Raw genomic sequence first — 15,910 nt, 5'->3', positions numbered from 1 at the left:
CCTTACCTCATTAAGGGCGCCCTAAGTGCCCGAGGCCGGGCACCGAGCCAGCATCAGCCGCACGGAAGGTCTCCTACCGGCATGTACGTCTGCATCTGCAACGCCATCACCGAGGATGACGTCCACGGCTGCATGGCGAGCGGTTGCTCGACCGCCAAGGCCGTCAAGTCCGCATGCGGCTTCAAGCCCGGCTGCGGCATGTGCACGAAGCGCATCTCCACCATGGTCAGCCAGTACCGGACGGCCGGCGAGCTGGCGGACGCCCTGACCGGCGGCCCCCTCGCGCTGACCGCGGTCCCCGATCCGTCCCCCGTCGCCGGGCCGGTGCGGCCCGCGCCGGGGACGCCCGCCGAGACCACCGCCGAGGGAGCCGCGTCACCGACCGCCGCCTGAGATCTCCGCAGCCCCGCACGGGCCCCGCCCGCGAGTCGGACACGCGCCGTGCGGGGGTTAGTGCTGTCCCCAACCCGGCCGCCATGCGAGCATGGAGCCCATGGAAGGCGACAGAGACATCATCGCGCTGCTGAACGAGCAGCTCACCGCGGAACTCACGGCGATCAACCAGTACTTCCTGCACTCCAAGATGCAGGAGAACTGGGGTTTCACCCGCATCGCCAAGCACACCCGCGACGAGTCGTTCGACGAGATGCGGCACGCCGAGCGGCTCACCAACCGGATCCTGTTCCTGGAGGGGCTGCCGAACTACCAGAAGCTCGGGACGCTGCGGATCGGGCAGACCATCTTCGAGCAGCTCAGGGCCGACCTCGAGGTCGAGATGGAGGCCGTGGCCAGGCTCCGTCCGGGCATCGAGCTGATGCGCTCGCGCGGCGACATCACCTCCGCACGCCTCTTCGAGTACATCCTCGCCGACGAGGAGGAGCACATCGACTACCTGGAGACCGAGCTCAGTCTCGTGGAGGCGCTCGGCGAGCAGAACTACCTGCAGCGCCTCACCGACTCTCCCGGCGAGGACGGCCCCAGCGTCCTCTGATCACTCCCGGACCGGTTCGGCGGGCCCCTGCTCCCGCCCGGTCTTGCGGCGCAGCACGAACGGCTGGACGATGCCGAGGCCGCGGACGGGACGCCGCACGATCCGGGTCACCTCGTAGGCGGGGTCCGGCTCCAGCCGTGCCGCCAGCTCGCTGTCGATCACGACGGAGCCGGGCCGGGCCAGCGAGGTGAGCCGGGCGGCGAGGTTCACGGTCGTGCCGAACACGTCGCCCATCAGCGGCAGGACCGGCCCGTGCGCGACGCCGACCCGCACGTCCGGGACCTCGGTCTCGTCCTGGATGGCCGCCGCCACCGTCAGCGCGATCTCCGCGCCGACCTCCGGCGTCTCCGCGCTGAACAGGACCTCGTCGCCGAGCGTCTTCACCAGCCGGCCGCCGCAGGAGGCGATGATGTCGGCGGCGGTCTCCTCGAACCACTCCACCACCCGGGCGAGCTCGATCTCCTCAAGCTCCCGGCTGACCTGCGTGAACGACACCATGTCGGCGAACCCGACGGTGGTCATCGGCCGGCCCGCCGGGTCGCCGTTCTCGCGGGTCGCCGCCGCCGCGAGCGCCCGCGTCCCGGCCGCGGCGAGCTGCCGCCGCCAGGCGTGCACGACCAGCGGCTCGAACTCGCCGATGTGCTTCTCCGCGATGTCCACGACCGTGTCGACCGCCTCGGCGGACGGCATGTCGTGCGGGTCCTGGGCGAGCATGCTGCGCAGCAGGTTGACCTGCCATTCGGCGAGCCGCGTCATCGTCTGCCCGAACGCCCGGACGAGGCGGATCACCCCGTCCTCGTCCAGGATCCCGTCGTCGACGAGCCGGCGGAGCCGCTCCAGCGCCGACACGTCGCCCTCGGTGTAGGCGATCGTCTCGTCCGGCATGGACGGGTAGCCGAACGCCCGCCAGATCCGGCCGGCGAAGTCGCGGGAGACCCCGGACAACTGGACGGCCTGGACGCGGGTGTACCGCAGTTCGCCGCCGAGGAGAAGTTCCTCGATCTCCTTCGGATCGGGCAATCCGGCCGCCATCTCCCGCCCCTCAGTCCGCCGCCGCCATGGGCCCTGGCAGCGGCGTCATAACTCGCTGTCCGGACATATCGTCGCAGATCAGCAACCGGTGCAACGTCCGGACGGCGGATCGTCGTTCCCGGTTCACCGGACGTGCACCACGTCGCCGGCGCTGACCGCGCTGTCCCCGCCCCGTCCCTCGACCACCAGGCGCCCCGCCCCGTCCACGTCCCGCGCCGTCCCGGTCAGCCGCTCGCCGCCGGGCATCTCCACCCTGACCTCGCGTCCGAGCGTCGTGCACAGGTCCCGGTAGGCGGTACGGAGCCCGCTGGTCTCCGGATCACCGTCCAGCGCCGTCCACTCCCGGTACCAGGTCGCGAACTCGCGCAGGATCGCGCGCAGCAGCGGCGCCCGGTCGCTCAGCGGCGCGCCCTCGATCGCCAGCGACGTCGCGGTCGGCACCGGCAGCTCCTCGGTCCGCAGCCCGACGTTCAGCCCCACCCCGATCACGAGGCCGTCCTCGATCTTCTCGGCGAGGATCCCGGCCAGTTTCCGGTCCCCGACGAGGACGTCGTTCGGCCATTTGAGCCGGGCGTCCACGGCGACGTCGGCGGCGTCCCCGAGGAACCGGTCGCCCGTCTGCGACCACGCGGTCATCCTCCGGACGGCCATGGCGACGGCGACGCCCGTCAGCAGCGACGCCCATCCCAGCCGCGGCACCGGCACCGCGGGCCGCAGCAGCATCGAGAACGCCAGCCCGGACCGCGGCGGCGCCGTCCACGTCCGGCCCTGCCTGCCCCGGCCGGCCGTTTGCAGCTCGGTGACGAGCACCGTCCCCTCCGGGGCGCCCTCCCGCGCGCGCGCCGCGAGGTCGGCGTTGGTGGAGCCGGTCTCGTCCACGACCCGGACCTCCCGCCACAGCCCGCCCTCCCGGACGAGCGCCCGCCGCAGCGCCCCCTCGTGCAGCGGCGGCCGGTCCAGATCCCCATAAGCTGAGTCCACGACCTCTATCCAACCCGATGACCGTCCCGATCTTGGGGGCGGCCGCCGGGGAAGCCGCCCGCCGGTCGTTAGGGTGCGGCTATGGATGGTGTGACGCTGCGGCGCGACGGACATGTCGCGGAGATCGTGCTGGACCGGCCCGAGGCCCTCAACGCCCTGTCGACCGCGATGGCCCGGCGCCTCGCGGACGTGTGCCGCGAGGTCGCGGCGGACGCCGCCGTCCGCGCGGTGGTGCTGGGCGCGGCCGGCGAGAAGGCGTTCTGCGTCGGCGCGGACCTCAAGGAACGCAACGCGATGACCGACGACGAGATCATCGCGCAGCGGCCGGTCTTCCGCGCCGCGTTCGGCGGCGTGCTGAACCTGCCGCAGCCGGTCGTCGCCGCCGTGCACGGCTACGCGCTCGGCGGCGGCTGCGAGTTCGCCCTGTCCGCCGACCTGATCGTCGCGGACGAGACGGCCGTGTTCGGCCTCCCCGAGGTGAGCGTCGGCCTCGTCCCGGGCGGCGGCGGAACGCAGCTCGCCCTGCGCCGCCTCGGCCCCGGCAAGGCCGCCGACCTGGTCTTCACCGGCCGCCGCCTCGGCGTCGACGAGGCCCTCGCCTACGGCCTCGCCGACCGCAGGGTCCCGGCGGGCGCCGCCCGCGAGGAGGCCCTCGCCCTCGCGGGCGTGATCGCCCAGAACTCCCCGATCGCCGTCCGCGCCGCCAAGCGCGCCCTCCGCCAGGGCGCCGGCGTCTCCTTGGACGCCGGTCTCGACCTGGAGGAGAACGCCTGGCGCATCGCCGCCCTCTCCCCGGACCGCCGCGAGGGCATCGCCGCCTTCGCCGAGAAGCGCAAGCCCGACTGGGGCGCTTAGACGACCGGTGCGGCTAGAGGACCGTGCGTCTAGAGGGCCGGTGTGCGCCGTTCGGTGGCGCCGAGGTCGTCGGAGTGCCCGGCCTCCAGGCGGCGCCATTGGGCGGTGGGGCGCCCGCCGGTGCGGAAGAAGCCGTTGTTGACCGATCCGGTGCGCGGCCAGCCGGCGGGCGAGTCCTCCCAGTCCTCCTGGCGGCCGTACACGGTCATGTCCATCAGCGAGTAGGCGATGTCGATCGCCTCGACGCCGCGGCCGTTCGTCCAGTAGGTCTCGAACACCCGGTCGCCGTCCCGCAGGTAGCAGACGAGGTGGAACATGCCCGCCGTGCGTCCGGTCAGCAGGGTCTCGGCGGAGTCCGCGGCGGAGTACCAGGGCATGGTCCAGCCCATGAAGTCGCGGTACCGGACGCTCGCCTCGTACGGGCCCTGGCAGAACGTCGCGTAGGTGATGCCCGCCGCGTGCAGGGTGGACAGCTCGCGGACCTGTCCGTTGTAGTACGTGCAGCCGTCGCACTGCTCCGCGGCGGAGTGGCCGGTGTGCCACATCATGTAGTAGGCGATCAGCTGGCGGCGGCCCTCGAAGGCGTCCAGCAGCGTGACCGGGCCGTCCGGGCCGATGAGCGGCGCGGCGGCGTCGACCTCCACCATGGGCAGGCGGCGCCGGGCCGCCGCGATCGCGTCGCCCTCGCGGGTGTGCGCCTTCTCGCGGACCCGCAGGACGTCCAGTTCGGCCTGGAACGCGGCCCGGTCGACGACGTCGGGCATCGGCTGCGTCGTATCGGTGTTCATGGGGGCTTCCCTTCCCTCCGGTTGACTGTCACCCCACCGACGAAGGGAACCCGCCCCGGATCGACATCGCCGGGCAGAAACTTCTGGATCAGAGTTCGCGGAGACGTCCGGCCAGGTAGCGGCGGTCGGCCTCGGTCGGCGCCAGCTCCATCGCCTCCTCGTAGGCCGCCTTGGCCTCGGCCGTGCGGCCGTCCCGGCGGAGGAGGTCGGCGCGGGTCGCGGGCAGCAGGTGGTATCCGGCCAGGCGCCCGGACGCGGCGAGCTCGTCGACCAGGGCGAGCCCGGCCGGGACGCCGTCGGCCATCGCGGCCGCCACGGCGCGGTTGAGGTCCACGACCGGGGACGGCGCCAGCCGCGCCAGCTCGCCGTAGAGGGACGCGATCTGCGGCCAGTCCGTGCTCGCCGCGCCGGGCGCGGTGGCGTGGCAGGCGGCGATGGCGGCCTGCAGCTGGTAGGGCCCCGCACTGCGCTTGGCCAGCGCCCGGTCGAGCGTGGCGACGCCCTCGGCGATCAGCGCCCGGTCCCACCGGGAGCGGTCCTGGTTCTCCAGGGTGACCAGCACGCCGTCCTCGATGCGGGTCGCGCGGCGGGACTCGTGGAGCAGCATGAGCGCGAGGAGCCCGCGCGGTTCCGGTTCGGCCGGCATCAGCCGGACGAGCACCCGGGCGAGCCGGATGGCCTCGGCCGTCAGGCCCCGCTGCGAGTCCTGCTCGTCGTAGCCCTGGTTGAAGATCAGGTAGAGCACCGCGAGGACGGCGCCGAGCCGCTCCGGGAGCAGCTCGGCGGGCGGGACCCGGTACGGGATCCCGGCCTCCTGGATCTTGCGCTTCGCCCGGACGAGGCGCTGGGCCATCGCGGGCTCGGCGGTCAGCAGCGCGCGGGCGATCTCGGCGGTGCTCAGCCCGGCCAGCGTGCGCAGGGTCAGCGCGACGCGGGCCGGGAACGGCAGCGCCGGATGGCAGCACGTGAAGATCAGCCGGAGGCGCTCGTCCGGGACGTCCTGCTCCGGCGCGCCGGGGTCGCCGCCCCGCACGGCGAGTTCGCGCAGCTTGGCGGCTCCGGCTGCGTCCCGGCGCAGCCGGTCGAGCGCCCGGTTGCGCGCCGCCGTCGTGAGCCACGCGCCCGGCCGGCGCGGGACGCCGTCGCGCGGCCAGCTCGCCAGCGCGGCGGCGAAGGCGTCCTGGGCGCAGTCCTCGGCGAGGTCCCAGTCCCCGGTCATGCCGATCAGGGTCGCGACGACCTGGCCCCATTCGTCCCGGTACGCGAGATCGACCGCGGCCCCGACCTCCTCCGGCGCCGTCATTCCCAGAGGGGGCGGACCTCGACGCCGCCCCACCGCGCGTAGGGATGGCCGGCGGCGATCTGGAGCGCCTCGTCCAGGTCCGCGCACTCGACGATCAGGAAGCCGCCGACGAAGTCCTTGGTCTCGGCGAACGGACCGTCCGAGACGAGGGTCTCGCCGTCCCGGACCCGGACCGTGGTCGCGTCCGCCACCGGCCGCAGCCGGGCGCCGTAGATCTCGGCGCCCCGCCGCTCCAGGTCGTCCGACCAGGCCCGGTGCCCCGGATCGGCCGCAAGCTCCTCGTTGGACGGCGAGACCGACTCGTCATCGCAGATCAGCAGCGCGTACTTCATGCTCCCGATTCTGCTACGCGGGCGGCTCGGCCGCGTGGCCGACGCCGCGGCCCCCGTCACCCCGTGTTCTGGAGGCCCGCGGCCACCCCGTTGACGGAGAGGAGGAGCAGGTCTTCCAGGTGGGCCCGTTCGTCCTCGCTCTCCACGCCCGCCCTCAGGACCTTCAGCGCCCGCAGTTGCAGGTGGGAGAGGGCGTCCACGTAGGGGTTGCGGAGTTCGACCGCGCGGGACAGGACGCGGCGGTTCTCCAGGAGGCGCTCGTGCCCGGTGACCGCCAGGACGAGCCGGCGGGTGCGGTCGTACTCCGCCAGGACGGTCTCGGAGAGCTCGGGACGCTCCCCCAGGGCCAGGTACCGTTCGGCGATCGCGCGGTCGGACTTGGCGAGGCTCATCTCGGCGTTGTCGAGCAGCGTGTTGAACAGCGGCCACGCCTCGTAGGCCTCGCGGAGCTCGGCGAGGTCGGCGCCGTCGGCGGAGACGGCGGCGAGGCCGCTGCCGAGGCCGTACCAGCCGGGGAGGTTGACGCGGGTCTGCGTCCAGGCGAACACCCACGGGATGGCGCGCAGGTCCTCCAGGCCGCGGGCGGCCTTGCGGCGCGCCGGGCGGGAGCCGATGCGCAGCTCGGCGATCTCTTCGAGCGGGCTGACCCGGGCGAACCAGACGGCGAAGTCCGCGGTCTCGATCAGGCCGCGGAACGCCGACCTGGCGGCATCGCTGATCTTGTCGGCGAGCGGCCGGTAGCGGGCGGCGGCCGCGCGGGCGCGGTCCTGGACGGGGTCGGTCGAGGCCAGCAGGACGGCGCTGGTGACCTGCTCGACGTGCCGGCGGGCGATCTCGCGGTGGCCGTAGCGGGCGAAGATGACCTCGCCCTGCTCGGTGACCTTGAAGCGGCCCGCGACGGAGCCGGGCGCCTGGGCGAGGATGGCGCGGTTGGCGGGGCCGCCGCCGCGGCCGAGCGAGCCGCCGCGCCCGTGGAACATCGTCAGCTTGACGTCGTGGCGGGCGGCCCAGGCGGCCAGGGCCTCCTGGGTGTCGTAGAGGCGGAGGGTCGCGCTGGTCGGGCCGAGCTGCTTGGCGGAGTCGCTGTAGCCGAGCATGACCTCCAGGCGGCGGCCGGTCTCGTCCAGGCGGCGCCGGACGGCGGGGATCTCCAGCATCCCGTCCAGGACGGACGGGGCGCGCTCCAGGTCCTCGCCGGTCTCGAACAGCGGGACGACGTCCAGGACGGGCGCGCCGTCGCCGAGGGACTCGGCGAGGGCGTGCACGTTGGCGATGTCCTCGGCGGAGCGGGTGAAGGAGACGACGTAGCGGTGGCAGGCGCGGACGCCGAACCGCCCCTGGATCCAGGCGACGACCCGGAGCGTCTCCAGGATCTCGTCCGTCATCTCACTACGCGGTTGCCGGGGAGTCGTCCCCTCACCGGCGGCGCGCTCGCCGCCGAGCTCGGCCAGGGCCCGCTCGTGCAGCTCGGAGTGCTGGCGGATCTCCAGCTCGGCGAGGTGGAAGCCGAACGTCTCGACCTGCCAGATCAGGTGCTGGACGCGCCCGTACGCCTGCCGGGCGGCGCCCGCGGCGGCGAGGGAGTCCTGGACGGCGCGCAGGTCGGCGAGCAGCTCGTCCGGGGACGCGTAGGCGAGGTCGGCGTCCCGCTCGCGGGTCGCGGCGATGCGGGCGGCGGCGTGCAGCAGGACCAGGCGGTGCGGCTCGCCGGGCGAGCGCTTGCCGATCTCGGCGATCAGCTTCGGGTGCGCGGTGCGCGCGGCGGCGAGGACGTTCAGCAGCCCGGCGGACGCGGGCGTGGTGGTCTCGTGGACGGTCAGCTCGCGGCCGATCCGGGCGCACGCGTTCTCCAGCGCGCGCAGGACGTGCTCCGCCTGGATCATGACGGCGTCCCGGGTGACCTGCGCGGTCACGTACGGGTTGCCGTCGCGGTCGCCGCCGATCCAGCTGCCGAACCGCAGGTAGGGGCGGGCCTTCGGCGGGCGGGTCCCGGTGCCCTCGCCGTCGCCGCCCTCCAGCGCCCGGTCGAGGGTCCGGTAGATGTGCGGGACGACCCGGAAGATCGTCTCGTCGAACGCGGCCATCGCGGTGCGGACCTCGTCCAGCGGGTCCATCTGGGCGCCGCGGCGCAGCGCCGTCCGCCAGAGGAGGTCGATCTCCTCGCGGAGCCTGCGCTCGGTCTCCTCCCGCTCGGACGCGCCCGGCGCGTCGTTCAGCCGGGTCAGCAGGTCGCTGATCCGCTGGATGGCGGTGACGACGGCGCGGCGGCGCGCCTCGGTCGGGTGCGCGGTGAAGACGGGCCGGAACTCCAGCCCGTCGATGATCCCGTCGAGGCGGCCGTCGCCGGACGCGCGGATCTGCTCGATCGCGGCGGCGGCGGAGCCGGGCACGGTGCCGCCGGTGTCGCGCTCCCGCAGCGTGCGGATGCGGTGGTGCTCCTCGGCGAGGTTCGTCAGGTGGAAGTAGACGGTGAAGGCGCGGGCGACCTGCCCGGCGCGCTCCAGCGTCCAGCCGTCGACGAGGGCGGCGACCTCCTCGATGCCCGTCTCGCCGCGGCGGGCCGCGATCACCGCGTGGCGGAGCCGCTCGACGTCGTCCAGCAGCCCTTTGCCGCCGTACTCCACGAGGCCGTCGCCGAGCATGGCGCCCAGCAGCCGGACGTCGCGGCGCAGCGGTTCGGGCATGTCCTGCCGAAAGGTGTCTCGCGTCTTCGTAGCCACCCGACAAGCCTAACGAGCGGGCCCGCGACGGCCTTCGTCCCGGTCACCGGCACCCGGCCGCACCCCCCGGATCAGCGGCCGGTTACCCTGACCGGCATGGCGATGGAAGCCCCTGAACCGCCCGTGGACTTCGACATCCACACAACGGCGGGAAAGATTGCGGACCTGGAGCGGCGCCGGTACGAGGCGGTGCACGCCGGCTCGGCGCGCGCGGTCGAGAAGCAGCACGCCAAGGGCAAGATGACGGCCCGGGAGCGGATCGACGCGCTGCTCGACCCCGGCTCGTTCGTCGAGTTCGACGAGATGGCGCGGCACCGCTCGACCAACTTCGGGATGGAGAGGAACCGGCCGTACGGCGACGGCGTCGTCACCGGGTACGGCACGGTGGACGGCCGCCCGGTCGCGCTGTTCAGCCAGGACTTCACCGTCTCCGGCGGGTCCCTCGGCGAGGTGTTCGGCGAGAAGATCGTCAAGGTCATGGACCACGCGGTCAAGACCGGCTGCCCGGTGATCGGCATCAACGACTCCGGCGGCGCGCGGATCCAGGAGGGCGTGGTCGCGCTCGGCCTGTACGCGGAGATCTTCAAGCGGAACGTGCACGCCTCCGGCGTCATCCCGCAGATCTCGCTGGTCATGGGGCCGTGCGCGGGCGGCGCGGTGTACTCCCCGGCGATCACCGACTTCATCGTCATGGTCGACCAGACGTCCCACATGTTCATCACCGGGCCGGACGTGATCAAGACGGTCACCGGCGAAGAGGTGACGATGGAGGAGCTGGGCGGGGCGCACTCGCACAACTCCAAGTCCGGCGTCGCCCACTACCAGGGGTCGGACGAGGACGACGCGATCGAGTACGTCAAGGCGCTGCTGTCGTACCTTCCGTCCAACAACCTGTCCGACGCGCCCGCGTTCGACGTGCCGGTGGACGTGACCGAGCTGGACGAGGAGCTCGACACCCTCGTCCCCGACTCGCCGAACCAGCCGTACGACATGCACACCGCGATCGAGGGCGTGCTGGACGACGGCGAGTTCCTGGAGGTCCAGGAACTGTTCGCGCCCAACATCATCATCGGGTTCGGGCGGGTCGAGGGCCACTCGGTGGGCATCGTCGCGAACCAGCCGATGCAGTTCGCCGGGACGCTCGACATCGACGCGTCCGAGAAGGCGGCCCGGTTCGTCCGGACCTGCGACGCGTTCAACATCCCGGTGCTGACGTTCGTGGACGTCCCCGGCTTCCTGCCCGGTACCGACCAGGAGTGGAACGGGATCATCCGGCGCGGCGCGAAGCTGCTGTTCGCCTACGCCGAGGCCACCGTCCCGCTCGTCACGATCATCACGCGGAAGGCGTACGGGGGCGCGTACGACGTCATGGGGTCCAAGCACCTCGGCGCCGACGTCAACCTGGCGTGGCCGACCGCGCAGATCGCGGTGATGGGCGCGCAGGGCGCGGTCAACATCCTGTACCGGCGCGACCTCGCCGCCGCGGACGACCCGGACGGCCGCCGCGCCGAGCTGATCACCGAGTACGAGGACACCCTCGCCAACCCCTACATCGCGGCCGAGCGCGGCTACATCGACAACGTGATCAAGCCGTCGGAGACGCGCGGGCAGGTCGTGCGGGCGCTGCGGGCGCTGCGCGAGAAGCGCAAGACGCTGCCGCCGAAGAAGCACGGGAACATCCCCCTGTGATGCGGACACGCCCGGAAGGCCAGGTTTCGTGAGCGCCGAGCAGAAACCCTTCCTGCGGATCGTCCGGGGCGACCCGGGCCCGGCGGAGATCGCGGCGCTCGTCGCCGTGCTGACCGCCCGCGCCCGGGCCGCCGCCGCGGCCCGGGACGGCGAGGGCCCCGGCCGCCCGTCCCGCTGGGCGGACCGGTCCCGGCTCGTCCGCAACACGTTCGCGGGCGACCTCGGGCCGCGCGGGCGGGGCGCCTGGCGGGCCAGCGGCCTACCCCGCTGACCGGCGCGGACGTCCCGCGCCGGTCCGCCGGATGCGACATGTAACCGTGGTTCGCACCCAGCGGGGGGCTCCGCACGAATAAGGTGGAAGGCCATGGCCACCTCGGAGTACGTTGCCCAGCCCGCGCGCTATGCGATCTTCGTCGACGCGGGATACCTATACGCGGCCTCGGGCGCGCTGCTGCTCGGCTGCGGATCGCGGCGCGAGTACCGGGTGGCCGCCGAGAAGCTGATCAAGGCCCTGACCGACCACGCCGACGAGCAGCGGCGCGGCGAGCTCCTGCGGGTGTACTGGTTCGACGCGGCGCCGAAGAAGCAGCCGACGGTCGACCAGCGCGTGATCGCCAACCTGCCGCTGGTGAAGCTGCGCCTCGGCAACCTGAACGCGCAGGGCCAGCAGAAGGGCGTGGACGCGCAGCTGCGCGCCGACCTCGAGGCCCTCGCCCGGCACCGCGCGATCACCGACGCGGTCCTGCTGGCCGGCGACGAGGACATGCTGCCCGCCGTGGAGGCCGCGCAGCGCTACGGCGTCCGCGTCCACCTGTGGGGCGTCGAGCCGACGCACGGCTCCAACCAGGCCGAGTGGCTGGTCTGGGAGTCCGACACGGTCGAGGTGCTGGCCGCCGACTTCCTGCGTCCCTACTTCACCAAGGCCAAGGTGCTGCCGGTGCCCGCGCCGGGCAGCGCCGCCGCCGTCCGGGACGCCGCGGCCGCCGCGCAGCGGGCCAACCCCGTCCCGTCCCCGTCCCAGGTGTTCGCGGGCAAGCCGCCGTCGGTCAAGCCGGTGCCCGCCGCCGTCCGCGCCACCGTCCCGGTGCCGGGCGGCGCGACGCCCGCCACCGTGGCCGCGTCGATGAACTCCACCGCCGCTCCCGCCGACGTCAAGCTCGGCCCCGACCGCGACCACATGCTGGAGATAGGCGAGCACGTCGCGCAGAAGTGGATCTTCGAGCGGGGCCGGGACAACATCCGCGACCTGCTGCCCGGCCCGATCCTGCCGCCCGTCATCGACAAGGAGCTGCTGATCGAGGCCGAGAAGGAACTGGGCGGCTCGCTGCGCCCCTACCAGGAGGCCCGCACGTGGCTGCGGGACGGCTTCTGGGAGCGCGTCTACCGCGAGTTCGGCATCGGCATCGGCAAGTCCGACTGACCGTCGCCCTTACCGGGGGCGTCCCCCCGCAACCGCAGGCTCTTGCACGTTTCGCGATTGTGCGGGCACTGAGCGTCGCCAGTCGGTAAGGTCCCCGCCGTGATGCGGGCACGACCTGGGGCCGCCGCACTGCCGTTCGCCGCGGCCCTCACGATGGCGGCCGGCGTGCTGACCGGGTGCGGGTCGCCCGTTCCGTTCCACCGTCCCGGGCGGGCGTCGCCGGACGACCCGGTGGTGGGGCTGGGCGGGCCGGCGCCGTACCTGCGGGCGCGGCCGGACGGCGAGCGCGGCGCGGCCGACCCGGGCGGCGGCGTGCCGCTCGCCCCGGCGGGCGGACGCGTCTACGCCGCCACCGGGCCCGGGATGATCGCGCCGAACGCGCGCGGGCTGCCGCCGCGGATCTACGTCGCGAACGGCCGGTCCATCGACGTCATCGACCCCGGCACGGCCGGGGTCGTCGGGCGGTTCCGCACCGGGGCGGCGGCGTCGCGGGTCGTCCCGTCGTGGGATCTGCGCCGACTGTGGGCGGCCGACCGCGCGCACGACCTGCTCGTCCCGGTGGGGCCGCGCGGCGAGCGGCGGGGACGGCCGGTCGGCGTCACCGGTCCGGCCGGGCTCTATTTCACGCCGGACGGCCGCGACGCGCTCGTGCTGGCGAGCCGCCGCATCGACGTCCGCGCCCCGCGCACGATGGCGCTGCGGGCGTCGCTGCCGACACCGTGCTCGGCGGCCCACGCGGACTTCCCGTCCGGCGGCACGTCCATGGTCGCGACGTGCACGGCCGCCGGCACGCTGATCCGCGTCGACCTCGCGGGCCGCCGCGTGGCGGGGACGGTCCCGCTCCCGGCCGGGGCGCGGCCCGGCGATCTCCGGCTGTCGCCCAGCGGCGCCGTGTTCTACGTCGCGGACGCGGCCCGGGGCGGCGTGTGGCTGGTCGACGCGCGGCGGTTCACCCGGCTCGGGTTCGTGCCGACCGCGCCGGGCGCCCGCGGCCTCGCGATCAGCCGGGACGCGCGGCGGCTGTTCGTCGTGGGCGGCGGCACGCTCACCGCCGTCGACTTCCGGACGCGGCGGGTCGTGTCCCGCTGGCCGCTGCCCGGCGGCGGCTCCCCCGTCCCCGGCGGCGTGTCGTCGGACGGGACGGCGCTGTGGCTCGCCGACCCCGCCGGGCTCGTCTACGCGGTGTCCACCCGGACGGGACGCGTCGTCCGGAAGGTCCGCGTCGGCGGCCGTCCGACGGGGCTGTGCGTCCATCCGCAGCCGGGCCGCTACTCGCTCGGCGGCACCGGCCTCTACCGCTAACCGAGCCGTCCGAGCCCGGACCGGCGCGGCGCCGGTCCGCCGCCGAGCGGTCAGATCCGGCCGGGCACGGCCAGCCCGGTCTCGTACGCGGCGATCACCGCCTGCGCCCGGTCGCGCAGCCCGAGCTTGGTGAGCACGTTGCTGACGTGCGTCTTCACGGTGTGCTCGCTGACCACCAGGGCGGCGGCGATCTCGCCGTTGGTCAGCCCCTGGGCGAGCAGCCGCAGCGTCTCGCGCTCGCGGGCGGTCAGCGCGTCCAGCCGCCCGGCCTGCGGGGGGCGCACCGCCGCGCCGGAGGTGAACGCGGCGATCAGCGTGCGGGTCACCGACGGCGCCAGCAGCGAGTCGCCGGCCGCGACCATCCGGACGGCGTGCACCAGATCGTCCCGCCGGACGTCCTTGAGCAGGAATCCGCTCGCGCCGGCGCGCAGCGCCTCGAACACGTGGTCGTCCTGCCCGAACGTGGTCAGCATGACCACCCGGCAACCGGTCTCGGCGCAGACGATCCGGGCCGCCTCGATGCCGTCCATCCCGGGCATCCGGATGTCGAGCAGCACCACGTCCGGTTCGTGCGCGCGGACCGCGCCGACCGCCTCGAAGCCGTCCCCGGCCTCGGCGACGACCTCGATGTCCGGCTGCGCCGAGAGGATCATGGCGAAGCCGGCACGGACCAGTTCCTGGTCGTCGGCGACCACGACGCGGATCGTCATGGCGTCGCCCCCGCCAGCGGGAGCCGCGCCGACACCTCGAAGCCGGGGCCGTCCGCGCGGGGCCCGGCGGACGCGGCGCCGCCGCACGCCGCGGCGCGCTCGCGGATGCCGATCAGCCCGTTGCCGCCGGACGGCAGGCCGGTGCCCGCGCCCCGCCCATCGTCCACGACGCTGATCACCAGGCCGTCCTCCGTCCAGTTCAACCGCACCTCGGCGTTCGCCGCGCCGGCGTGCTTGACCACGTTGGTCAGCGCCTCCTGCGTGATCCGGTACGCGGCGACACCGGAGGCGGCGGGGAGCGGGCCGGGCTCGCCCTCCGCGGTGCAGCGCACGGTCAGCCCGGCCCCGGCGACCCGGTCGGCCAGCGCGGGCAGGTCGTCGACCGTCGGCTGCGGGGCGCGCGGCTCGTCGTCCTCCTTCAGCACGCTGAGCATGGTCCGAAGCTGGTCCATGGCGTCGCGGCCGGTGTCGGCGATCGCGTCGAACGCGGCGGCGGCGCGGTCGGGGGCGTCGCCGATCATCACCTGCCCGGCCTCGGCCTGCACCACCATCAGGCTGATGGAGTGGGCCAGCACGTCGTGCATGTCCCGGGCGATCCGGGTCCGCTCGCGTTCGGCGGCCCGCTCGGCGTCCACCCGGCGTTCGCGCTCCAGCCGTTCGGCGCGCTCCGCCAGGACGGCGCCCTGCGCCCTCGACCCGGCGGCGGCCCGGCCGAGCGCGTAGACCGTCACGTAGAGGATCACTCCGCGGAACGCCGTGTCGGCCGAGCCGACGGTGGCCAGACCGCCTGCGATGAGGACGGCGACCGCCGGCAGCCGCACCCGCTGCCGGGACCGGGAGGCCACCGTGTAGAGCGCGATGAGCAGGCCGTACCAGAGCGGCTGCGGCGCGATGTGGTCGACGGCGTCGTAGAGGGTCCCGAAGGCGGCGCAGAGGATCAGGACGGGTACCGGCGCGCGGCGCCGCCACACCAGCGGCAGCGACGCCCCGGCCGCCGCGACGTACCCCCACCAGTGCCAGGGCCGCCCGTCGTCCGGGACGGTCAGCAGCGGCCAGATCTGGGCGAGCGTCGCCGCGGCGGCGAGCGCCGCGTCCGACCAGGGCGACGCCGTCAGCCGCCGCAGCGACACAAAGACTGGCAAAGCGGACACGGGGTGTGATTCTGTCATGCGTATTCGGGGACCCGCACCCGGGCCGGACGGGCCAGCGGCATGAGCGCGGCGGTCATCAGCAGCCCGCCGAGCGGCAGCAGGTTCAGGTCGACCGCCGAGACCACCACGCCGGACGCCAGCACCGCCAGAGCCCACACCGGCGCCGCGCGGACCGCCACGAGGTGGATCATCGCGGCGAGCAGGCCGAGGTAGAACAGCGGGGGCCCGGCGTCGTAGACCGCGAGACCGACCCCGGGGACGCTCTTGACGTCCTGGAACATCCGCTGCATGCCCGCGTCGTCGGCGGCCAGGACGCCGACGGCGATGTCGATGGCGATCTGCGCCATGGCGAACCCGGCGCCGCCGAGTCCGACCACCGCCGTCACCGTGGCGAGGAGGCCGCGCCCCGCCCGCCTCCGCATCTCCAGCAGAGCCGGCACGAAGAGGACCAGCGCCGCGAGGAAGGCCGCGTGCCCGGCCGTCCAGAAGAATCCGGGGCCGCGCCCATCCAGCCCGTCCAGGAGGCGGACGAGTCCGTAGACGGTGACCAGGAGCGGCGCGGCGATGAAGGGATGGTTTCTGTTCATGCCCCGAATCCTCGTTCGCGCGGCCCGGCCCCGGCATCGCCGACACCGG

16 protein-coding genes are annotated in these 15,910 nt (G+C 74.1%); 7 read left to right on the top strand and 9 right to left on the bottom strand.

Features of this window, described 5'->3' with window-relative positions:
* Nucleotides 1-81 precede the first annotated feature (81 nt).
* Entirely contained in the window at nucleotides 82-393 is a 312-nt protein-coding gene (locus tag ACA511_RS07480; protein ID WP_375023313.1) for a bacterioferritin-associated ferredoxin, read from the top strand.
* Between the two features lie 100 nt (nucleotides 394-493).
* A complete protein-coding gene (bfr, locus tag ACA511_RS07475) occupies nucleotides 494-991 on the top strand; it encodes a bacterioferritin (protein WP_375023312.1) in 498 nt (165 codons plus the stop codon).
* Here the strand turns inward: bfr and ACA511_RS07470 are convergent, their stop codons facing one another.
* Both ACA511_RS07470 and ACA511_RS07465 read right to left on the bottom strand, forming a co-directional pair.
* On the bottom strand, nucleotides 992-2,023 hold the full coding sequence (locus tag ACA511_RS07470) for an adenylate/guanylate cyclase domain-containing protein (protein WP_375023311.1): 1,032 nt from the start codon (nucleotides 2,021-2,023) through the stop codon (nucleotides 992-994). It lies immediately after the preceding gene.
* Between the two features lie 123 nt (nucleotides 2,024-2,146).
* On the bottom strand, nucleotides 2,147-3,013 hold the full coding sequence (locus ACA511_RS07465) for a biotin--[acetyl-CoA-carboxylase] ligase (RefSeq protein ID WP_375024698.1): 867 nt from the start codon (nucleotides 3,011-3,013) through the stop codon (nucleotides 2,147-2,149).
* Nucleotides 3,014-3,085: 72 nt separating this feature from the next.
* On the opposite strand from ACA511_RS07465, the gene ACA511_RS07460 reads away from it, so the two are divergent.
* Nucleotides 3,086-3,859, top strand: a complete 774-nt coding sequence (locus ACA511_RS07460) for an enoyl-CoA hydratase/isomerase family protein (protein WP_375023310.1) — start codon at nucleotides 3,086-3,088, stop codon at nucleotides 3,857-3,859.
* Between the two features lie 29 nt (nucleotides 3,860-3,888).
* Here ACA511_RS07460 and ACA511_RS07455 read toward each other — a convergent pair whose 3' ends face one another.
* The 4 genes from ACA511_RS07455 to ACA511_RS07440 form a co-directional block, all read right to left on the bottom strand.
* Entirely contained in the window at nucleotides 3,889-4,647 is a 759-nt protein-coding gene (locus tag ACA511_RS07455) for a DUF899 family protein (RefSeq protein ID WP_375023309.1), read from the bottom strand.
* An 88-nt stretch (nucleotides 4,648-4,735) separates the two neighbouring features.
* Nucleotides 4,736-5,950, bottom strand: coding sequence for an RNA polymerase sigma factor (locus ACA511_RS07450; protein ID WP_375023308.1), 1,215 nt, complete (start codon nucleotides 5,948-5,950; stop codon nucleotides 4,736-4,738).
* Nucleotides 5,947-6,282: a YciI family protein gene (locus ACA511_RS07445; RefSeq protein WP_375023307.1), complete on the bottom strand. Its 336-nt coding sequence runs from the start codon at nucleotides 6,280-6,282 to the stop codon at nucleotides 5,947-5,949. The genes ACA511_RS07450 and ACA511_RS07445 overlap by 4 nt, the downstream gene beginning before the upstream one ends.
* Before the next feature lie 56 nt (nucleotides 6,283-6,338).
* Nucleotides 6,339-8,966 carry a phosphoenolpyruvate carboxylase gene (locus ACA511_RS07440; protein WP_375024697.1) on the bottom strand — a complete coding sequence of 876 codons (2,628 nt, stop codon included), beginning with the start codon at nucleotides 8,964-8,966 and terminating at the stop codon, nucleotides 6,339-6,341.
* Nucleotides 8,967-9,098: 132 nt separating this feature from the next.
* Here ACA511_RS07440 and ACA511_RS07435 point away from each other — a divergent pair, with 132 nt between their 5' ends.
* The 4 genes from ACA511_RS07435 (at nucleotide 9,099) to ACA511_RS07420 (ending at nucleotide 13,413) form a co-directional block, all read left to right on the top strand.
* Nucleotides 9,099-10,691 carry an acyl-CoA carboxylase subunit beta gene (locus ACA511_RS07435; RefSeq protein WP_375023306.1) on the top strand — a complete coding sequence of 531 codons (1,593 nt, stop codon included), beginning with the start codon at nucleotides 9,099-9,101 and terminating at the stop codon, nucleotides 10,689-10,691.
* 28 nt (nucleotides 10,692-10,719) lie between these two features.
* A complete protein-coding gene (locus tag ACA511_RS07430; RefSeq protein ID WP_375023305.1) occupies nucleotides 10,720-10,962 on the top strand; it encodes an acyl-CoA carboxylase subunit epsilon in 243 nt (80 codons plus the stop codon).
* Between the two features lie 93 nt (nucleotides 10,963-11,055).
* A complete protein-coding gene (locus tag ACA511_RS07425) occupies nucleotides 11,056-12,111 on the top strand; it encodes an NYN domain-containing protein (RefSeq protein WP_375023304.1) in 1,056 nt (351 codons plus the stop codon).
* A 102-nt stretch (nucleotides 12,112-12,213) separates the two neighbouring features.
* The gene (locus tag ACA511_RS07420) at nucleotides 12,214-13,413 is read left to right on the top strand and encodes a hypothetical protein (RefSeq protein WP_375023303.1); all 1,200 of its coding nucleotides are present in this window, start codon (nucleotides 12,214-12,216) and stop codon (nucleotides 13,411-13,413) included.
* A gap of 50 nt (nucleotides 13,414-13,463) precedes the next feature.
* Here the strand turns inward: ACA511_RS07420 and ACA511_RS07415 are convergent, their stop codons facing one another.
* The 3 genes from ACA511_RS07415 to ACA511_RS07405 are packed head-to-tail and all read right to left on the bottom strand — an operon-like array spanning nucleotide 13,464 to nucleotide 15,861.
* Entirely contained in the window at nucleotides 13,464-14,123 is a 660-nt protein-coding gene (locus ACA511_RS07415; protein WP_375023302.1) for a response regulator, read from the bottom strand.
* Nucleotides 14,120-15,274, bottom strand: a complete 1,155-nt coding sequence (locus ACA511_RS07410; RefSeq protein WP_375023301.1) for a sensor histidine kinase — start codon at nucleotides 15,272-15,274, stop codon at nucleotides 14,120-14,122. Before ACA511_RS07410 ends, ACA511_RS07415 begins: the two co-directional genes overlap by 4 nt.
* 14 nt (nucleotides 15,275-15,288) lie before the next feature.
* Nucleotides 15,289-15,861 carry a hypothetical protein gene (locus ACA511_RS07405; protein WP_375023300.1) on the bottom strand — a complete coding sequence of 191 codons (573 nt, stop codon included), beginning with the start codon at nucleotides 15,859-15,861 and terminating at the stop codon, nucleotides 15,289-15,291.
* Nucleotides 15,862-15,910 lie beyond the last annotated feature (49 nt).

The organism is Actinomadura sp. GTD37 (assembly GCF_041951365.1).
In the GTDB taxonomy this organism is placed as follows: Bacteria; Actinomycetota; Actinomycetes; order Streptosporangiales; family Streptosporangiaceae; genus Spirillospora.
This window is presented reverse-complemented; position numbering and strand designations above follow the sequence as displayed.